Source organism: Streptomyces sp. NPDC033165 (assembly GCF_055577965.1).
This window is the reverse complement of the sequence record NZ_JBVIPK010000003.1, coordinates 638520-656557: the sequence shown is the minus strand read 5'-3', so window position 1 is coordinate 656557 and position 18038 is coordinate 638520. Positions and strand designations below refer to the sequence as shown.

General features: G+C 69.5%; 19 protein-coding genes, 1 tRNA gene and 1 pseudogene. 9 read left to right on the top strand and 12 right to left on the bottom strand.

Going from position 1 to position 18038, the window contains the following annotated elements; translation table 11 throughout:
• Positions 1–52 precede the first annotated feature (52 nt).
• Positions 53–2029, top strand: coding sequence for a Stk1 family PASTA domain-containing Ser/Thr kinase (gene pknB, locus ACZ5WC_RS10870; RefSeq protein ID WP_468540457.1), 1977 nt, complete (start codon positions 53–55; stop codon positions 2027–2029).
• 121 nt (positions 2030–2150) lie between these two features.
• On the opposite strand, the gene ACZ5WC_RS10865 is transcribed toward pknB, so the two are convergent.
• The 6 genes from ACZ5WC_RS10865 to ACZ5WC_RS10840 form a co-directional block, all read right to left on the bottom strand.
• The gene (locus ACZ5WC_RS10865) at positions 2151–2879 is read right to left on the bottom strand and encodes a class E sortase (RefSeq protein ID WP_468540456.1); all 729 of its coding nucleotides are present in this window, start codon (positions 2877–2879) and stop codon (positions 2151–2153) included.
• 26 nt (positions 2880–2905) lie between these two features.
• A complete protein-coding gene (locus tag ACZ5WC_RS10860; protein WP_468540554.1) occupies positions 2906–4276 on the bottom strand; it encodes a class E sortase in 1371 nt (456 codons plus the stop codon).
• Between the two features lie 161 nt (positions 4277–4437).
• Entirely contained in the window at positions 4438–5076 is a 639-nt protein-coding gene (locus tag ACZ5WC_RS10855; protein WP_096630103.1) for an aminodeoxychorismate/anthranilate synthase component II, read from the bottom strand.
• Entirely contained in the window at positions 5073–5261 is a 189-nt protein-coding gene (locus ACZ5WC_RS10850; protein WP_096630101.1) for a hypothetical protein, read from the bottom strand. The genes ACZ5WC_RS10855 and ACZ5WC_RS10850 overlap by 4 nt, the downstream gene beginning before the upstream one ends.
• Positions 5262–5402: 141 nt before the next feature.
• A complete protein-coding gene (locus ACZ5WC_RS10845) occupies positions 5403–6131 on the bottom strand; it encodes a class E sortase (protein ID WP_468540553.1) in 729 nt (242 codons plus the stop codon).
• Positions 6132–6174: 43 nt separating this feature from the next.
• Complete coding sequence (locus ACZ5WC_RS10840; RefSeq protein WP_468540455.1) at positions 6175–6942, bottom strand: DUF881 domain-containing protein; 768 nt, start codon at positions 6940–6942, stop codon at positions 6175–6177.
• 141 nt (positions 6943–7083) lie between these two features.
• Between ACZ5WC_RS10840 and crgA the strand changes: the two genes are divergently transcribed.
• The gene (crgA, locus tag ACZ5WC_RS10835; RefSeq protein WP_032776522.1) at positions 7084–7338 is read left to right on the top strand and encodes a cell division protein CrgA; all 255 of its coding nucleotides are present in this window, start codon (positions 7084–7086) and stop codon (positions 7336–7338) included.
• A gap of 414 nt (positions 7339–7752) precedes the next feature.
• Here crgA and ACZ5WC_RS10830 read toward each other — a convergent pair whose 3' ends face one another.
• Together ACZ5WC_RS10830 and ACZ5WC_RS10825 are read right to left on the bottom strand one after the other, a co-directional pair.
• Positions 7753–8658, bottom strand: a complete 906-nt coding sequence (locus ACZ5WC_RS10830) for a rhomboid family intramembrane serine protease (protein WP_468540454.1) — start codon at positions 8656–8658, stop codon at positions 7753–7755.
• 146 nt (positions 8659–8804) lie between these two features.
• Positions 8805–9332 carry a peptidylprolyl isomerase gene (locus ACZ5WC_RS10825; protein WP_468540453.1) on the bottom strand — a complete coding sequence of 176 codons (528 nt, stop codon included), beginning with the start codon at positions 9330–9332 and terminating at the stop codon, positions 8805–8807.
• Positions 9333–9613: 281 nt separating this feature from the next.
• Between ACZ5WC_RS10825 and ACZ5WC_RS10820 the strand changes: the two genes are divergently transcribed.
• On the top strand, positions 9614–10333 hold the full coding sequence (locus ACZ5WC_RS10820) for a DUF5324 family protein (RefSeq protein WP_468540452.1): 720 nt from the start codon (positions 9614–9616) through the stop codon (positions 10331–10333).
• Positions 10334–10429: 96 nt separating this feature from the next.
• On the opposite strand, the gene ACZ5WC_RS10815 is transcribed toward ACZ5WC_RS10820, so the two are convergent.
• Together ACZ5WC_RS10815 and ACZ5WC_RS10810 are read right to left on the bottom strand one after the other, a co-directional pair.
• Complete coding sequence (locus tag ACZ5WC_RS10815) at positions 10430–11014, bottom strand: TerD family protein (protein ID WP_468540451.1); 585 nt, start codon at positions 11012–11014, stop codon at positions 10430–10432.
• Positions 11015–11393: 379 nt separating this feature from the next.
• Positions 11394–11900 carry an FBP domain-containing protein gene (locus tag ACZ5WC_RS10810; RefSeq protein ID WP_468540450.1) on the bottom strand — a complete coding sequence of 169 codons (507 nt, stop codon included), beginning with the start codon at positions 11898–11900 and terminating at the stop codon, positions 11394–11396.
• Between the two features lie 161 nt (positions 11901–12061).
• Here ACZ5WC_RS10810 and ACZ5WC_RS10805 point away from each other — a divergent pair.
• Both ACZ5WC_RS10805 and ACZ5WC_RS10800 read left to right on the top strand, forming a co-directional pair.
• Positions 12062–12184, top strand: a pseudogene (locus tag ACZ5WC_RS10805) (transposase); the annotation flags it as partial.
• Positions 12185–12318: 134 nt separating this feature from the next.
• A complete protein-coding gene (locus tag ACZ5WC_RS10800) occupies positions 12319–12585 on the top strand; it encodes a hypothetical protein (protein ID WP_468540561.1) in 267 nt (88 codons plus the stop codon).
• A gap of 64 nt (positions 12586–12649) precedes the next feature.
• Here the strand turns inward: ACZ5WC_RS10800 and ACZ5WC_RS10795 are convergent, their stop codons facing one another.
• A complete protein-coding gene (locus ACZ5WC_RS10795; RefSeq protein WP_468540449.1) occupies positions 12650–13417 on the bottom strand; it encodes a bestrophin-like domain in 768 nt (255 codons plus the stop codon).
• A gap of 1494 nt (positions 13418–14911) precedes the next feature.
• Here ACZ5WC_RS10795 and ACZ5WC_RS10790 point away from each other — a divergent pair.
• Entirely contained in the window at positions 14912–15271 is a 360-nt protein-coding gene (locus ACZ5WC_RS10790) for a sucrase ferredoxin (protein WP_468540448.1), read from the top strand.
• A complete protein-coding gene (locus ACZ5WC_RS10785; RefSeq protein WP_468540447.1) occupies positions 15229–15654 on the top strand; it encodes a hypothetical protein in 426 nt (141 codons plus the stop codon). The genes ACZ5WC_RS10790 and ACZ5WC_RS10785 overlap by 43 nt, the downstream gene beginning before the upstream one ends.
• Here ACZ5WC_RS10785 and ACZ5WC_RS10780 read toward each other — a convergent pair.
• Positions 15645–15717: transfer RNA gene (locus ACZ5WC_RS10780), tRNA-Ala, on the bottom strand. The genes ACZ5WC_RS10785 and ACZ5WC_RS10780 overlap by 10 nt on opposite strands.
• A 179-nt stretch (positions 15718–15896) precedes the next feature.
• On the opposite strand from ACZ5WC_RS10780, the gene ACZ5WC_RS10775 reads away from it, so the two are divergent.
• Together ACZ5WC_RS10775 and ACZ5WC_RS10770 are read left to right on the top strand one after the other, a co-directional pair.
• On the top strand, positions 15897–16445 hold the full coding sequence (locus tag ACZ5WC_RS10775; protein ID WP_468540446.1) for a helix-turn-helix domain-containing protein: 549 nt from the start codon (positions 15897–15899) through the stop codon (positions 16443–16445).
• A gap of 125 nt (positions 16446–16570) precedes the next feature.
• Entirely contained in the window at positions 16571–18022 is a 1452-nt protein-coding gene (locus tag ACZ5WC_RS10770) for a serine/threonine protein kinase (protein ID WP_468540445.1), read from the top strand.
• The last annotated feature ends 16 nt before the right edge of the window (positions 18023–18038 follow it).

The following is an 18038-nucleotide window of genomic DNA, read 5'->3' as shown; positions in this document are numbered from 1 at the left end:
CGCGGACCACACACGGGTGCGGTCGGGACTGACGGAGAGGGCTGGAACAGTTATGGAAGAGCCGCGTCGCCTCGGCGGCCGGTACGAGCTGGGCTCGGTGCTCGGCCGTGGTGGCATGGCCGAGGTCTACCTCGCGCACGACACCCGGCTCGGCCGCACCGTAGCGGTGAAGACGCTCCGGGCCGATCTGGCCCGTGACCCGTCCTTCCAGGCCCGGTTCCGCCGTGAGGCCCAGTCGGCCGCCTCGCTCAACCACCCCGCGATCGTCGCCGTGTACGACACCGGCGAGGACTACGTCGACGGGGTCTCCATCCCGTACATCGTGATGGAGTACGTCGACGGGTCGACGCTGAGAGAGCTGCTGCACTCCGGTCGCAGGCTGCTCCCCGAGCGCACGCTGGAGATGACGGTCGGCATCCTCCAGGCCCTCGAATACTCGCACCGGGCCCAGATCGTCCACCGCGACATCAAGCCCGCGAACGTCATGCTGACGCGCACCGGCCAGGTCAAGGTCATGGACTTCGGCATCGCCCGTGCCATGGGCGACTCCGGGATGACGATGACGCAGACCGCCGCCGTCATCGGCACCGCCCAGTACCTCTCCCCGGAGCAGGCCAAGGGCGAGCAGGTCGACGCCCGCTCCGACCTGTATTCCACCGGCTGCCTGCTGTACGAGCTCCTCGCGGTGCGGCCCCCGTTCGTCGGGGACTCTCCCGTCGCGGTGGCCTACCAGCACGTGCGGGAGGAGCCGCAGCCGCCGAGCAACTTCGACCCCGAGATCACGCCCGAGATGGACGCGATCGTCCTCAAGGCGCTGACCAAGGACCCGGACTACCGCTACCAGTCCGCCGACGAGATGCGGGCCGACATCGAGGCCTGCCTCGACGGCCAGCCGGTCGCGGCCACGGCGGCGATGGGCGCTGCGGGATACGGGAGCTACGACGGCTACAGCGCCGACCAGCCCACCACCGCCCTGCGCCCGGCCGACCCGAACAGCGGGCAGACCTCGATGCTGCCGCCGGTCAACCCGGACGACGGCGGTTACGGCTACGACGACCGGTCCGGACGCCGGCGCCAGCAGAAGAAGAGCAACACCTCGACGATCCTGCTGGTCGTCGCGGGCATCCTGGTGCTGATCGGCGCGATCCTGATCGGTCGGGTCGTCTTCTCCCCCACCAGCGACGACGGCCAGCTCAAAGCGCCGAACCTGGTGGGCTCCACGGTCGAGGAGGCGGAGAGACTCGCGGACAACGCCGGCGTCAAGATCACCGTCGGCGCGGAGGAGCCCTGCGAGGAACAGGAGAAGGGCGAGATCTGCTCGCAGGACCCCACGAGCGGCGTGATGATGGACAAGGACGGCACCGTCACCGTCGTCGTGTCCACCGGCGCACCGAAGATCGAGGTCCCCAACGTCCTGGAGAAGTCCGAGGACGGAGCCCGCGACGTCCTGGAGGAGAAGGGCTTCACGGTCAACGTCACCACGGAGGAGTCCGAAGAGACCGAGGGAACCGTGATCAGGCAGGACCCCAAGGGCGGCGAGAAGGCCGAGGACGGGGCCGAGATCACCATCACTGTGGCCAAGCAGACGACCGATCCGATGCCCGACGTGCGCACCCGGCAGTACGACGCCGCAGTCGCCCAGCTCAACCAGCTCGGGTTCACCAACGTCTCACGGGCCGACGTGGACTCGGAGAAGCCGGCCGGCGAGGTGGTCGAGCAGACGCCCGCGGGCCCGAGCAAGCAGGCCAAGGACGTGCAGATCGTCCTGAAGGTCTCCAAGGGCCCGGCGGAGCCGGAGCAGGTCCAGATCCCCGGTGACATCGGCAACAAGTCGTACCAGGACGTCAAGGGCCAGCTCGAAGGGCTCGGCTTCGTGGTCCAGCTCTCCCCGGGCTCGGTCGACAAGCCGGACGCCCGGGTGATCACCAGCCAGCCGGCACCCAACAGCCAGGCGGAGAAGGGCAGCACCGTCACCCTCGTCACCGTCGAGGGCCGCGGGGGCGGTCTCTTCGGAGGCCGGGGCGACTGACCCACCCCCGACGCCCATCCCGGCATACGTACGGGGAAGGCCCCGGTCACCATTGCGGTGACCGGGGCCTTCCCCGTACGTACAGGCGGTTACGTAGAGGCTTACGCAGGGGCTGCGGAGACTAGAGCAGCTCCACCGGCTTTGTGCGTTCCTTGTCGACCTTCTCTGTACGCTCCAGCTCGCCCCACACGATGTACCGGTACTTCGAGGTGTAGACCGGTGTGCAGGTCGTCAGCGTGATGTAGCGGCCCGGCTCCTTGACGCCCGACTCCTCCGGGACCGGCTGGATGACGTCGACGTTGAACTTCGAGGTCTCGGGGAGCGTCTTGTAGACCTTGTAGATGTACCAGGTGTCCTTGGTCTCGAAGACGACCGGATCACCGTTCTTCAGTTTGTGGATGTTGTGGAACTTGGCGCCGTGCCCGTCGCGGTGCGCGGCCAGCGTGAAGTTGCCCTCGTCGTCCCAGGGGAGCGCGGATTCGACCGGGTCGGTGTAGTAGCCCGCGATGCCGTTGTTCAGGGTCTTGGGGTCGGTGCCCTTCTTGACCAGCACCTCGCCGTTCTTCATGGCGGGTACGTGCAGGAAGCCGATCCCGTCCTTGGTGTCCAGGTCACCCGGGCCGTCCGCCCAGCGGCTGCGGACCGTGTCGCCCTGCCGGTCGGCCTCGCGGTCGGCGAGGACGTTGGTCCACCACAGGGAGTACGCGACGAAGAGCGCGAGCACCAGGCCCGCGGTGATCAGCAGCTCGCCGAAGAGGCTGACGGCCGTCGCGACGGGGTGCCGGGAGGGCTTGCGCGCCGGGCGCGCGGACGCGTCCGTCCGCTCGTCGTGCTCGGTCCTCGCTGCCACCGCACCGCCCCTGTCGTGATGATGGTTCAGCCCACGAGCGCGTTGGGCTTCCCTTCGCTGCGCGGCCGTTCGTCGACCATCTTGCCCCAGACGATCAGCCGGTAGGTACTCGTGAACTCCGGTGTGCAGGTCGTCAGCGTGATGTACCGGTCCGGCTCGGTGAACCCGGAACCCACCGGCACCGGTTCGATCACCGAGATGTTGGACGGCGAGGTCTGCGGCAGGATGCTGGACATCTCGTACGTGTAGTACGCGTCGCGCGTCTCGACCACGATCGGGTCGCCGGGGCTGAGCTTGTTGATGTAGCGGAACGGTTCACCGTGGGTGTTGCGGTGCCCGGCCACTGCGAAGTTGCCCAGCTTGTCCTCGGGCATCGCCGTCTTCAGCTTGCCCTCGCCGTAGTGGCCGACCATCCCCCGGTCGAGGACCTTCTCCTTGTCGATGCCCTCGGCGATCGGGACGACGACGTCCAGCTTCGGGATGTGCATGATCGCGAAACCCTGTCCGGGGGCGAACACCCCCGGCTTGCGCTCGCCGTTGGCCCACTCGTCCTGGATCTTGTCCGTCTCACGGCCCGCGATCTGCTCGGCCCGGATGTTGGTCCACCAGAGCTGATAGGTGACGAAGAGCAGCATCAGCACGCCGAGGGAGATGAACAGCTCGCCGACCACCCGGCTGGCGACCACCGCCGGGCTGTCCTTCGCCGCCCGCGCCGCACGCCGCGCCTCCACCCGCGACATCGGCGCGGTGGGCACGGCGGACGCCGTGGCCGGTGGAGCGGCCGGTCCCGGGCGCCGGCGGCCGCGCCCCTTGGCCGCCCTGCGCCGCTCGGCCCGCCCGCCGGGGACGGGGGTGGGGGCAGGCGCAGAGGCGGGCCCGTCCGAGATGCGGCTGAGGACCTCGGTACGGGGCTCTGTACGGGAATCTGTACGGGGCTCGGCGGCCGGGTCCGGGCCCAAGTCCCTGTCCGGGCCCGGGGCGAGGGCCCGCCCTCCCTGCTCCTCGGGCGACGCTATTCGCCGGGAAGCCGCCGTCCGGAACTCCATCGTCTCGTCGGGGCGCGACACCGGTCCGGGGGCGGGCACGGAGGCCGGGTGAGCCGCGTCGGGGACCGGGGCGAGCACGGAGGTCGCGTCGAGCACGGGGACCGGGTCCGGCGCGAAAGCCGCTCCCGGCACAGCGCCCGCACCCGCCGCAGAACCCGCGCCCGGCACGGAACCCGCTTCGGGCTCAGGCGGCCGCTGGGGGCCGTACCAGTCCCGTTGGTAGCCCTCGGGGTCGTACCACTCGTCCGGCGCTCCCTGGGGCTGCTGGAGGTCCTGGTAGGCCCTCTGCTGGGCCTCGGGTGCCGGGGAGCCGGGAACAGGCTCGTCCGGTCCGGCCTGGGCGCCCGGGATGTTGTCCGCCCGGAACCACGGCGAGGCGTGCCGCCCCGGGAGGGGGTCGTTCAGCGGATCCGTGAGGCCGCCCACCGCCGCCACGAACCCGCCGTCGGCCTCGTACGCCCCCTGCGCGTACGGGCCGCCCTCCTGGCCGGCGTCCTCGGGGCGGCCCGGGGTCACGCGGCGGCCTTGCCCACCACCGGCGCGAGCCCCGCCGACCGCGCGACGGCCCCCTGGTCGCCGCACTGCTCCAGCCAGTTGGCGAGCATCAGATGGCCGTGCTCGGTGAGCACCGACTCGGGGTGGAACTGCACACCCTCCACGGCCCGGTCGCGGTGGCGCAGCCCCATGATGATGCCGTCCGCCGTGCGGGCCGTGACCTCCAGCTCCGGTGGCAGCGCGGCCGGTTCGGCGGCGAGCGAGTGGTAGCGGGTCGCGGTGAAGGGGGAGGGAAGCCCGGCGAAGACGCCCTTGCCCTCGTGGGTCACCGGGGAGGTCTTGCCGTGCAGCAGCTCGGGGGCCCGGTCGACGACACCGCCGTACGCGACCGCCATCGACTGCATCCCCAGACAGACGCCGAAGACCGGAACGCCGGTGTCCGCACAGTGCCGGACCATCTCGACGCAGACGCCGGCCTGCTCGGGCGTGCCGGGGCCCGGCGAGAGCAGGACCCCGTCGAAACCGTCCTGGGCATGGGCGGTGGTCACTTCGTCGTTGCGCAGGACCTCGCACTCGGCGCCGAGCTGGTAGAGGTACTGGACGAGGTTGAAGACGAAGCTGTCGTAGTTGTCCACGACGAGGATGCGTGCGCTCACTGGCCGGCTCCTGCTCCACCGGCGCTCTCGCCGTCGACGGTCACATCACCGAACGGAAGCAGCGGTTCCGCCCACGGGAAGACGTACTGGAACAGGGCGTAGACGACCGCCAGAACCAGCACGAGCGAGATGATGCTCCGCACCCATGCGTTGCCCGGCAGATGCCGCCAGATCCAGCCGTACATTCGACCCCTCCATTCGGTACCGCACCAGACTAGAGTGCCGCGGCCGGAGCGGGGGGCAGCTGTGGAAAACCACGAGTCGGACGTGGTCGGGCGCGGGTCGGACACAGGTCGGGCGCGAGGCGGGCACGGGTCGGACGCGGGTCAGCCGGTGAGGCCCGGCGGCTTCCCCTCTCCCACCGGCCGGGTCGCGTCCAGATGGGCCCAGGCGATCAGCCGGTGGCTGCTGCCCCACTCGGGCTCACAGGTGGTGAGTGTCAGATAGCGGCCGGGCTCCTCGAAGCCGGAGCCGCGCGGCACGGGGTCGACGACCGCCGTGTCGGTGGGCACGGTCCGGTACGGCTCCTTCGCGATGCGGTACGTGAACCAGGTCGCGCCGTCGTTGACGATCACCGCGTCCCCGGGGCGCAGCTTCGGGAAGTCCTTGAAGGGGTCGCCGTACGTCCGCCGGTGCCCGGCCACCGCGAAGTTGCCCGTATCGCCGGGGCGGGCGGTTCCGCTGTAGTGCCCGAGCCCCTTCTGCAAGGTCCTGGCCTCCGTGTTCTCCAGCACAGGCCACTCCCAGCCGGAGCCGAAGCGGGGGATGTGCATGGTCGCGAAGGGCTTTCCGGCGCGGTACGGGGCCGGGGCGGCCGAGGGGGAGGGCTCGGCGGAGTCGGAGGCGGAGGGGGCGGGGCCGGTGAAGGCGGGCGGCGGGGCGGGCGTCACCGGCTGCCGGGCCCACTGGCTGTGCAGGCTGTCGATCTCGCCCTCGGCGGCGTCGGCCGCCTTCACCCCGGTCCAGAACAGGATGTAGGCGACGAAGAGCACGATCAGCGAGCCCACGGTGATGCACAGTTCGCTGAAGGTTCTGACGACGAGTCGCACCGACAGTCGTAACGACACCGGACGGCCTCCCCGGGGGATCAGCTCGGGTTCACTCCGCAGGCTTCGCGTAGTGGAGATCCACTGTGCCCGAGTAGCCGGGAAGAGTCACCGCCTCGTTCTCGTCGACTTTCCAGCCCAGCCCGTACGCCTTCACATACAGCTGGTAGTTCTGGATCGCGGTGGAGTCGTTGAGCGCCCGCTTGAGCCTGCCCGGGTCACCGATCGCGGTGACCTTGTACGGCGGGGAGTAGACGCGGCCCTGGAGAATCAGGGTGTTGCCGACGCAGCGCACCGCGCTGGTGGAGATGAGCCGCTGGTCCATCACCTGGATTCCCCGGGCCCCGCCCTGCCACAGCGCGTTCACCACGGCTTGCAGGTCCTGCTGGTGGATGACCAGGTCATTGGGCTGCGGCTCGGGGTAGCCCGGGTTGGCGGTGGCGTCGGGGGGCGCGTCGTCGAGGGTCACGCTGACGGAGTCGCCGGTGATCTCGGTGGTGCCCGCCGCCTCCTCCAGGGCCTTCAGCTTGGCGTCCTCGGCCTTGGTGGAGCCGTCGTCACGCTGGGCGAGGGCCTCGATGTCCGAGCGCACGGCCGCCGTCGACTCGTTCAGCTCGGCGTTCTTCTCACTGCGCTCCCTGATCAGGTCGGAGAGCTTGAGCAGGGAGGAGTCGCTGCGCAGATCGGTGCCCTTGGCGGCGTTGGCGCTGGTGACGAAGATGAGTCCGGCCAGGGCGAAAACCGCAGCGGTGAGTCCCCGGGCCGCCCACGCGGAGGTGTGCCGGGCCGGGCCTTCGGGGGAGTCGGCAGAATTGCTCAACGTACCCTTATCTCATCAGGCGCCAGGGAAGCACTACGCTAACGGACGCTCGGGGGAGGCAGCATTCCCCCTGGCACCCGCCCCCGGCGCCCGCCACAGATCCCTGCGCGGTCACGCAGCGCATCGACAGGAGAGTCCCTCGTGCCGAAGTCACGTATCCGCAAGAAGGCCGACTTCACGCCGCCCCCGGCGAAGCAGGCAACGGCCATAAAGCTGACCAACCGCAGCTGGGTGGCTCCGGTGATGCTGGCCCTGTTCCTCATCGGACTGGCCTGGATCGTGGTGTTCTACGTGACCGAAGGCGATCTGCCGATCGACGCCCTGGGCAACTGGAACATCGTGGTCGGCTTCGGCTTCATCGCCGGTGGCTTCGCCGTGTCGACGCAGTGGAAGTAGAGCGGCCCCCCGGTCAGCTCCGCTGATTCCCGCGCGGAGCCGCTGGTGCCTGCACCGTTCTCCCTGCACGGCGCCGCCAGTACCAGCATGGCTCCTTCCTGCGCAGGCACCGCTGGTACCTGCGCGGCTCCGCCGATACCCGTGCGGCACTCGTCCGCGCAAGCCTTGCCCTGAGTTACCCACAGAGTTATCCACAGCCGGGGGAAAAGGTCAGACGATCTGTGGATAACCTCCACTCAAGTTGACGCCGGTGTGACTGCAGCCTCCCTCATCGAGGGAGGCTGCAGTCCATGGATCAGGAGAGAAAACCCAGGTCAGCGACAAGGGGCACAGATGTTCCTCTTGCCCCACGCAAGATTTCGCGCACACTGTGGACAACTTCGGTCACCCTGGGGGTGAAGAGCCCCATTCCGCTCAGGTGAGCGCGATCGTCCTGGCCGCGACGATCCCGAGGGTGACGAACAGGACCAGCGCACAGGTGCCGGCCTGCACCAGCGTGCGGTGCTCGCGCGGGGCGTGCACCATGCCGAGAGCGATGGCGACGCCCGCCACCAGACCGCCCACGTGCGCCTCCCAGGCGATACCGCCCCAGGTGAAGGTGAAGACCAGGTTCAGCGCGAGCAGCACCAGCACCGGGCGCATGTCGTAGTTCATCCGGCGCATCAGGACCGCGGTGGCGCCGAACAGGCCGTAGACCGCGCCGGAGGCGCCGAGCGACCCCTGGTTCGGCGCGGCGATCAGATAGGTCAGCGCGCTGCCCGCGAGGCCGGACAGCAGATAGAGCGCGAGATAGCGGGACCGGCCGAGCGCGGCCTCCAGCTGTCCGCCGAGCCACCACAGCCCCAGCATGTTGAAGCCGATGTGCCACACCTCCTGGTGCAGGAACATCGAGGTCACCAGCCGATACCACTGGCCCTCGGCGACGCCCTCGATGGACCCCGGCGGCGGAGTGGGGTCCCAGGCCCGCCCGAGCAGCGTCAGATCGTTGAGCAGGGTGGGACCGGCTGCGGCGACCAGGACGAAGACAGCCACATTGATGCCGAGCAGGATCTTGGTGACCAGCCGCGGATCGGCGGCCACGGTCCCGCCCGCCAGGGTGCGCGGACGGCTCGCCGCCGGGTGGTGGCCGGTGCCGGAACCCTGGCGTACGCAGTCGGGACACTGGAAGCCGACCGAGGCGCTGACCATGCACTCGGTACAGATCGGCCGCTCACAGCGCGTGCAGCTGATCCCCGTCTCGCGGCCCGGGTGCCGATAGCAGGTCGGCGTCGGCACGCCGCCCGCCGAGGCGTCACGGTCTGGCGGCGGCTGCTGGTCCATCGCTCCTGGCCTGCCTCTCAGGTCCTCGTGTCTTCCGGCGGCGCGGACACGACCGCCCCGTCGGCCCGCTATGAACATCTACGGACGGGCGGGGCGGTTGGTTCCCGGCCGCTGTCAGCGGCGGGCTGCGGGGCGGCCGACGGGCGTCAGCGGGTCTCGACGACCACCGACTCGATCACCACGTCCTTCAGGGGGCGGTCGGTGCGCGGGTTGGTCGGGGTGGCCGCGATGGCGTCGACGACCCGGCGGCTCGCGTCGTCGGCCACCTCGCCGAAGATGGTGTGCTTGCCGGTCAGCCAGGCGGTGGGCGACACCGTCAGGAAGAACTGCGAGCCGTTCGTCCCCGGCCCCGCGTTGGCCATGGCCAGCAGATACGGCTGGGTGAAGCCCAGCTCGGGGTGGAACTCGTCGGCGAACTTGTAGCCCGGACCGCCCGTGCCGTTGCCCAGGGGGTCTCCGCCCTGGATCATGAACCCGCTGATGACGCGGTGGAAGACCGTACCGTCGTACAGCCGGTCCGTGGTCGTCTCGCCGGTCTCGGGGTTGACCCACTCGCGCTGCCCGGTGGCCAGCTCGACGAAGTTCCTGACGGTCTTGGGGGCGTGGTTCGGCAGGAGCCGGATCTCGATATCGCCCTGATTGGTCTTCAGAGTGGCGTAAAGCTGCTCGGCCACGATCCGCCTTCCCTCATCCTTCACTGACGTCCGCATCCTCCGCCGACGTCCGCCGATCCTCCCACGGACCGGGAAATGTACGGCCGGATGCCGGGCGAAACGGCGCGTTCAGGAGCGAACCGTGGCATTGTCGTCGGCACACTTCGGATACACCGTTATGACCCCAAATGGCGATCATGACCCGGATGCCCGTCCCGCATGCCGGTCATGGCCGTGGCAGGCATGATTTCGAACTGGGCGGACAGGCGGAGTACCTACCCGCCACCAAGGAGGAGGATCCCGTGACCCGCATCGACAGCGTGCGCGCCGCAACCGACTCGGCGAAGTGCAGCGCGCGGCACGCCGCGGAAGTGGTGGCGCCCTACGCCGGCACGGCCAAGGAGCAGGCGACCCACTACGCGCACGAGACCCGCGTGCGACTCGCACCCAAGGTGACCAAGGCGGCCGAGCAGGCCCGTGTCCAGTACGACTCCCATCTCGCACCGCGCATCGAACAGGCCCGGAGCCATGTGCCGCCCCGGGTCGACGAGGCCGCGCAGCGTGCGGCGGCCTCGACCAGGAAGGCCGCACGGAGCGCCGCCGATTACACGGTGCCGCGCGTCGAGCACGCCCGCGCCGTGGCCCAGCCCGTGGCCGAGCAGGCCTCCGCCCGCAGCGCGGCGGCCCTGGCGGCACTGCGTACGCAGGTGACGGCCAAGGAGATCCAGAAGCTGGCCAGGAAGCACCAGCGGCGGGCCAAGGCGGGCCGGGCCGCGAAGGGCTTCCTGGTGCTGGGCGTTCTCGCGGGCGGCGCCTACGCCGCCTGGCGCTGGTGGGACAAGCAGGCCAACCCGGACTGGCTGGTCGAGCCGCCCGCCCCCACCGAGGTCGGCGACGAGCGTTCACCGCTCAGCTCGGTCGACGGCAGCGACCGGGCGGACCTCGACCCCGAGGTCCGCGCCAAGCAGGCCGAGGCCGAGGCGGGCAACGGGGACAACCCCGGCCCGGACGACCGGCCCTGACGGCGAAGGCCCCGAGAAAGCACGAACGCGGCTGCGGAACCGCCCCGGCGGTTCCGCAGCCGCGTTCGTCCGTCTTCCCGGCTACTCGCGCGCGCTCTACTTGCTCACGGCGAAGCGCATCAGGGCCTGCTCGTCCCCCTGCTTGATCTTCCCGGTCTCGTTGATCACCTGGAGCTTCCAGCCCGCGCCGTCCCGGATCGCCTTGGCCACCGCGCAGCCGTTGTCCTGGGTGAGCATGCTCGGCCAGATGTCGGCGACCTGCTGCGTGCTGCCGCCCGTCGCGTCGTACACCTTGAAGCTGATGTTGCGCGCGTTCTTGAAGGCGCTGCGCTTCTTGTACGCGGCGGCGATGAACACGATGGCCGTGATGTTCGACGGCACCCGCGCGAACTCGACGGTCACCGTCTCGTCGTCGCCGTCCCCGTGCCCGGTCTGGTTGTCACCACTGTGCACGAGCGAGCCGTTGCCCAGCGGGTCCAGAGAGTCCAGACCGGCCAGCCGTACGGGGTCCTCGCCCTGCATCGCGATGGCGATCAGGTCGAGGTCCGTCCCGGCCTTCTGCCGGATCTTCCCCATCAGCCCGCCGCTGCTCCCGACGGTCGGGTCCCAGGACACCCCGATGGACAGATGGGTCACCCCGCCCAGATCCGCCGGGCCGTCTTCCTTCTTCAGCGTGATCATGCCTGAGTCCTTTGGTGGCTCGACTGTTTACGGATGAAGTGTGCCTGGTGCTCCGCCCTGCGGGGCTTCGGGGATGGTGAAGACGTCCGTCCGGTGCGCAGCGGGCAGCCCGCCTGGAAGCGGCTATCGGCACCGAGGCGCTCCATGATCTCAGCGACGTGGCGGCGGCGGGTGCGTACGGACATGCCCATGCGCTTGGCGATCGTCTGGTCGGATGAACTGGCCGACGAGGGTGCGGACCTCCGCGCGCATGCGCGCGACCCGTTCGACGTACTCGGGGGTGCCCGACGGGTGGACGCAGGACTTCGGCGTGGCCCGCCCCGCCCCGTGGAATCAGCACGAGGCAGGAGCGTTCGACGTATTCGGTCCGGCCTGGCTCTCAGGCGATCCCCGCCACCTTGTCCGCGAATTTGTTGAGGTTGTCCATCGCGCGCGCGATGCGCTCGTCCAGGGTGAGCGATTCCTCGTACTGCCTGAAACGCAGTTTGGGCTGCCGCTTCCCGCGCATGTACAAGGAACAGGCCAGGTCCGCGCACATATAGATGCCCACGGTATTGCCCTGCCGTCCGGATGGGCCGGCCAGCGGCGCGACAAAGAGGTTGACACCGGACGATGAATGCGGCGTCAGGCATATCTGACACATGCTGGACTTCACCACGCCCTTCCGGTCGGCACTGGAAACGCGCAGGGTGATGGCGCGCGGACTGTCGGGGCCCGGCATGACGATGTGCGACCGCAGCAGCGCGCCAGGATCGACCCAGCCGAGGAAGTCCAGGTCTTCCCAGATGAGTTCGCCGAAACCGAGCGGCAGACGCAGCCGGGACGCCTCCCCCTTGGTGCAGTTCACAAAGGAATTCCGGATGACTTTTTCACTCAATGGGTCCATGGTCAGTAAATATATCGGAGGCGCCGAGGGAGAACGCACGATTTTAGAGGGAGACCGCCGAGCCCGAAGAGCTCGTGACACGATCTTGCTGAGGAGCACTGGTCGGCCGTGACCGGTGTGACGATTCGGCCGTTCGGGATGGTGTGACTACCCGGCCGTGGATCGTGGACGACGACTTGTGGAGTCTGATCGAGCCTCTTCTGCCGCCCTGGCCCGAGCGGTCGCCAGGGCCACGGCAGGCGCCGGACCGTGCGTGCCTCCAGGGCATCCTGCACATGCTGCGACCCTGTACGTGCTGCACAACGACATCGCCTGGCAACTGCTGCCTCTGGAGCTCGGGCGACCGCGCGAAAAAAGGGGGCGCCGACACCGGTCCGTCGCCGGACGCCCCGGCCGCCCGCGACGGCGTCCCAAGGCTTTGTTCGGCGACAGGGGCTACGACTCCAACTCCAACCGTCGCGAACTGCGTAAGCGCCGGACCCCGCCGGTCATCTCCCGCAGAGGTGCCCCGAACATCCAGGGCATGGGCAAGCTCCGCTACGTCGTCGAGCAGATCTTCGCTCTCCTCCATCAGTTCCAGCCCCTCGCCGTTCGCTGGGAACGTCGCACCGAACTACACGACCCCTCAGCCTCCCTGACCTCCCGCCACATCTGCCGGCGACGGCCCAAGAAGCATCGATCATGATCGCGTTACGAGCTCCAAGGCCAGGTAGCCGGCCAAGAGTTTCCGACGTTCACACCCGCACGAACTATCCGGCCGCGTCGAGCTGGCCGAACCGTGCCAGTGCCTGGCGGAAGGCGTCCGGCTCGATACCGAGAGGCGGGGCGAAGGAGTGCCGGAGGCCCGCCACCAAGTACACGGCGAATCCCAGGACAGTGCCGAGGAGAACCATCACCAGCATGTGCCGCGGGCCGGCGTTGATACCGACCAATGCGGGGAACAGGACGACCAGCACGGCCGTGGAGATCAAAGCGTAGAAGATCGGTTCCGGGACCTCCCACCTCATGTCACTGGACCGCTGGTTCCGGGCCACGGCCACGTTGTCCAGCTCGGTCCTGACCACTTCTTTCGCCTTTCTCTGCTCATCGTCCGCTGTCTGCGCGTGCGCAACCAGCAGGCGCGCCTCGTCGAGCGTGCCGGCAGCCCGCTGACTCATCTCCCGATTCCTCATGAGAGACCATTCAGGCCCAGCCACCTCCCTTGTGTACACCCTCAGTTGCTCACGAGTCTGTGAACGGACCTCCACCGGCAGCCCGCGGGAATCGGCATAGGCCGCCTCCAGACTCCTGGCCTCCTGATACGTGTGGTCGCCGGCGGAGTTGCGCTGCTGCCAGGAACTCGCCACCAGGAAAGCCGCCGTCAGGACGAACAAAGCCAGTGTCGCGCTTCCCACGAAACTCAGTGCGGGAGCCTCCAGATGCGCCCTCCTGGAGGACTCACTGCGGGACAGCGCCCACGTCAGTCCGCATGCTGTTGCCGCACCGAGAAAAGCGCACAAGAGACCCGCGCCGAGCATTTCAGTTCTCTTTCTTCTGGGATTTCGAACTGCGTGAGTCGAGAGTCATTGCCATCAGGACTGCGGGAATGATGATCATCATGAAGGCCATGATTGCCCAGTCCACAGAATTCACGAGTCCGCCACCGGTCGGCGGGGATGGCAAAGCGGACTGGGCTGCGCCCTGCGGGAGTGTGGCGGGGGAGGCGGTCGGCGTGGCGACGGGGCGGTCGGCGGGAACCGGCCCGTCAGGGGGTACTCCCGGTGGCAGTCGCTGTCCGGGCTCGATGAGGGACGGCGGCGCGAGGAACTCGCCGGTCCCCCCTGCCTCGGCAGCAGCCGCTCCGGATACGGCAGCTGGCGCCCAAGGGCCCGGGGAAAGTGCCCCGCTCAGGAGATAGGCACCGCCAGGCCCAGGCCCGGGGGCCGCCATGGCCAGTGGCGGGGCGGCCGGAAGGGGTGTGACGAGAGAGGGTGTGGCGCGGGGAGAGGCCCCGGGCCGCGGCTGCCCGTCCGGACGTGTCGCCGAGGGTGTGGCGCGGGGAGAGGCCCCGGGCCGGGGCTGCCCGTCCGGACGTGTCGCGGCGGGCGGGCTGGGCACGGAGTAGCCTGCCGCCGCCTCCGCAGCGAGCGCGAGAGGGGGCAGCAACGAGCCCGCCGTGGAAACCGCCCGGTCTGCCGTGGTACCGGATGCCCGCGCCACGGAGGCATGACGGCCAGGACGGTCCGGAGCCGCGGCCCAGCACTCGACACTCCCACCAGTCGGCAAGCGGCTGGGCAGGCCCGCACCCGAAGAGCACTTCAGCGGACCGGCCCCGCGCAACAGTGGGTCCCGTAGTCGCAGGTTCTCCAGTACAGCGGGGCCGCTGTACGCCAGACGGTAGAAAAGACGTTTCTGCGACGCGGAACGGCGCAGGGTCAACGCGGCGGAGTGGGCGTTGTACCCCGCAGAGGTGGCGGCCTGGGCGCGGCCGTACTCCTTCCTTGCCGCGACGCCCGTTGCCGTGACCTGACCGATGTGACGGCCCGCCAGGGCGACAATCGTCGCGCGGCACGTCATCGTGCCCAGCGGCTTCAGGGAAACCCGGGGACACCGAACGATCCCACCGGCTACCTGGGCATCGCGCACCTTGACATTCCGAAGCCCGTATTCCGCCAGATTCCGTAGTTGGTATACGCGAATCAACTGCTGCCGCTCCCGGACCTGAACTCCGGGAGTGGTGACACTGTTGGTGGAAACAGCAATTTTGAGTGCGTCCCTGTCCGTACCTCCCATTGGCACCGAACCGAGCAGGCACACCGCGACGCCGGACAACACCGTCGCCCGTGTGACACCAGATAGCTTGCGACCGAATCTCACGCAATCATTGTGTGATCAAGGGGACGAATCATGAATTCGCCACACGGGCGGCATCGGCCGTTCCTCCGGCGGCGGAGCGAGCATCTTCGAGTCGGCCATCGATCGGCTGATGGAGCGGGAAGCGCAACGACTGAGGCCCCGGGCTGTTGTTCAAGATGCCTGACGTCTCCATCACGTCGCTCGGGGGTCTCGTCGGTCATCCATCGTGCCGCACTCGACCTGCCGCCCTCACTCCCTTCGCCCAGTTCCGCCACCCGCCCCCGCACCGCGACCTGGTCGTCCGCACCCACGCCTCGGTCGACGCCTGCTGCGGCACGCTCGGCTACCCGTTCTTGCGGCAGCTCCGCCGGACCCACGGCAGCACGGGGACGGTACGGGTGCGGCGCATCGGCAGCTTCGGGGGCCACCGCTTCGCCCCACCCTGGTCGACTTCCCGGAAGGCCACGGCTGGGGCAACCTCACCCAGGCCCGCATGGACCAACGGGTCAACCGCACCGGCGACCCCGCCGATCTGATGGACCTCTACCGAGGCCGGGCCTGCCTTCCCCACCCCGGCGAGCAGGTCCTCGAACGCGAGCTCTTCCGTACGTACGGATGGGACTGGCCCGCCCACCACCTGAGCCTCCACCCGACCGCCGACACCCACTACCGCCTCACGGCCCACGACCCCCGCTCCGGCACCACCCGCCACCACACCGCCGAACCCCGCCCCCTGGGCCCGCAGCCGGTCCTGATCGGCTGCGACCGCACCGCCGGAGAAATCCAGCGCTGCACCGCTTCCCTCAGCCCCCCCGACACCGTCGGCCCACTCCCACCCGTGCTGACACGTCAGCACAAAAAAATCCCCCTTGACCCACGTTTCCGCAGGTCAAGGGGGATTTCTAGAAGTGGAGCCTAGGAGATTCGAACTCCTGACATCTGCCTTGCAAAGGCAGCGCTCTACCAACTGAGCTAAGGCCCCGGGCCACAACGAACGAGGGCAACGCCCAGCACATCCGCGCCAAGGCTACCGTCGCGGACCAGAGTACCGGGTACCCCCCGCATTCCTCCAAAAGGATAGGGACTCCCGATGAACGACCACTCTCCGTAAGATGCACGACGAGGTTCGCAGCAGCGAAGCCGCAGCGAAGGGGAGACGCCATGGACGCAGCGCAGCAAGAGGCGACGGCAAGAGCCAGAGACCTTCAACGCAGTTGGTACGGAGAGCCGTTGGGGGCGCTCTTCCGTCGGCTGATCGATGATCTCGGCCTGAATCAGGCCCGGCTGGCCGCGGTTCTCGGGCTGTCCGCTCCGATGCTCTCCCAGCTGATGAGCGGCCAGCGGGCCAAGATCGGAAACCCCGCCGTGGTCCAGCGCGTCCAGGCCCTTCAGGAGCTGGCGAGCCAGGTGGCCGACGGCAGCGTCAGTGCGGGCGAGGCGACCGACCGGATGGAGGAGATCAAGAAGTCGCAGGGCGGATCGGTCCTCACCGGAACCGGCCAGACCAGCTCCACCGGCGGCGCTCCCACCGTCCGCCGCGTGGTGCGCGAGATCCAGTCCCTGCTGAGGTCCGTCGCGGCGGCCGGCGACATCATCGATGCCGCGGACGCCCTCGCCCCGACCCATCCGGAGCTGGCAGAGTTCCTCAGGGTGTACGGCGCGGGGCGCACCGCGGAGGCTGTCGCACACTACGAAGGGCACCAGAGCTAGCAGCTCCGGAGCACGACGTAGCGACGGTGTAGCGACGACGGAGCGACGAACGAGGACGGAGCCAGGGCCCGCGCACAGCGCAGCGCCCTGGTACCGCAACAGGGACGGGGAGCGGGCGCAGCGCAATGGGTGAGGTCTTCGCCGGTCGGTACGAGCTGATCGATCCGATCGGACGTGGTGGGGTCGGTGCCGTCTGGCGGGCCTGGGACCACCGGCGCCGCAGGTACGTGGCGGCCAAGGTGCTCCAGCAGAGCGACGCGCACACGCTGCTGCGCTTCGTCCGCGAACAGGCGCTGCGCATCGAGCACCCCCATGTGCTCGCCCCGGCCAGCTGGGCCGCCGACGACGACAAGGTCCTGTTCACCATGGACCTGGTGAGCGGCGGTTCGCTCGCCCACGTCATCGGCGACTACGGCCCGCTGCCGCCCCGCTTCGTCTGCCTCCTTCTGGACCAGCTGCTGTCCGGGCTGTCCACGGTGCACGCGGAAGGCGTCATCCACCGCGACATCAAGCCCGCCAACATCCTGATGGAGGCGACCGGAACGGGCCGCCCGCATCTGCGGCTCTCCGACTTCGGCATCTCGATGCGCAAGGGCGAGCCCCGGCTGACCGAGACCAATTACGTGGTCGGGACGCCGGGTTACTTCGCCCCCGAGCAGATGACGGGCGCCGAGCCCGACTTCCCGGCGGATCTCTTCGCGGTCGGCCTGGTCGCGCTCTACCTCCTCCAGGGGCAGAAGCCGGACTCGCAGGCACTGGTCGAGCGCTTCACCGCCCACGGCACCCCGAGCGCCCCCGAGGGCATCCCCGAACCGCTGTGGCAGGTGCTCGCCGGTCTGCTCCAGCCCGACCCGCACGCCCGCTTCCGGACCGCGACGGGCGCCCGCAAGGCGCTGACCGCGGCGGTCGAGATGCTGCCCGAGGCGGGCCCGGACGACGAGCCGGTGGAGGTGTTCGACCAGATCGGCCCGTTGCCGACAGGATTCGGCCCCGACGGCCCGGTGACCGCGCCCACGGCAGAACCGCCCGCCGGTTCAACCGCCGGGCCGCCCACCGCAGAACCGCCCGTCGCACAGCCTGACGCGGCGGCACAGCAGACCGGCCCGCAGCAGACCGGCGCACCCCAGACCGGTTCACAGCCCGCCGCACAGCCCTCCCCCCAGCCGCCGCACACCGCCCCGCCCGTGTCGATGTCGGAGACGGGCAGCTTCCACCTGGCCCCGCCGCCCCGGCAACAGGCCCAGCCCCAGGCCGCGTTCCAGCAGCAGCCGTCCGGGCCGGTGCCGGCGCCGCCCCCGTACGCCGTCGGTGCGCAGGACACCTCGCAGGTGACGGCCGCCGGCGTCCCGCACGACCCCGGGGCCACCCGCGCCTACACCGCCCAGCTGACGCCCCAGCAGCCTCAGCCGGGCCCGCAGCCGAACCCGCATGTCCCGAGCCCCCCGGCGCAGCACGCCGTACCCCACGCTCCCGTACGGGCAACGCGTCCGGGACCACCCCCGAAGGTCGCGGTCCCGGTGCTGGTGGTGGCGCTGATCTGCTTCGCGGTCGGCATCTGGGCCCTGACCCAGGTCTGAGGCCCTGCCCGGCCGC

Coding starts and splice junctions, on each gene's coding strand:
- pknB (WP_468540457.1), top strand. CDS start 53: ATGGAAGAGCCGCGTCGCCTCGGCGGCCGGTACGAGCTGGGCTCGGTG.
- ACZ5WC_RS10770 (WP_468540445.1), top strand. CDS start 16,571: ATGGGTGAGGTCTTCGCCGGTCGGTACGAGCTGATCGATCCGATCGGA.
- ACZ5WC_RS10790 (WP_468540448.1), top strand. CDS start 14,912: ATGCCTGACGTCTCCATCACGTCGCTCGGGGGTCTCGTCGGTCATCCA.
- ACZ5WC_RS10850 (WP_096630101.1), bottom strand. CDS start 5,261: ATGTACGGCTGGATCTGGCGGCATCTGCCGGGCAACGCATGGGTGCGG.
- ACZ5WC_RS10775 (WP_468540446.1), top strand. CDS start 15,897: ATGGACGCAGCGCAGCAAGAGGCGACGGCAAGAGCCAGAGACCTTCAA.
- ACZ5WC_RS10815 (WP_468540451.1), bottom strand. CDS start 11,014: ATGATCACGCTGAAGAAGGAAGACGGCCCGGCGGATCTGGGCGGGGTG.
- ACZ5WC_RS10810 (WP_468540450.1), bottom strand. CDS start 11,900: ATGGACCCATTGAGTGAAAAAGTCATCCGGAATTCCTTTGTGAACTGC.
- ACZ5WC_RS10830 (WP_468540454.1), bottom strand. CDS start 8,658: ATGGACCAGCAGCCGCCGCCAGACCGTGACGCCTCGGCGGGCGGCGTG.
- ACZ5WC_RS10795 (WP_468540449.1), bottom strand. CDS start 13,417: ATGCTCGGCGCGGGTCTCTTGTGCGCTTTTCTCGGTGCGGCAACAGCA.
- ACZ5WC_RS10785 (WP_468540447.1), top strand. CDS start 15,229: ATGGACCAACGGGTCAACCGCACCGGCGACCCCGCCGATCTGATGGAC.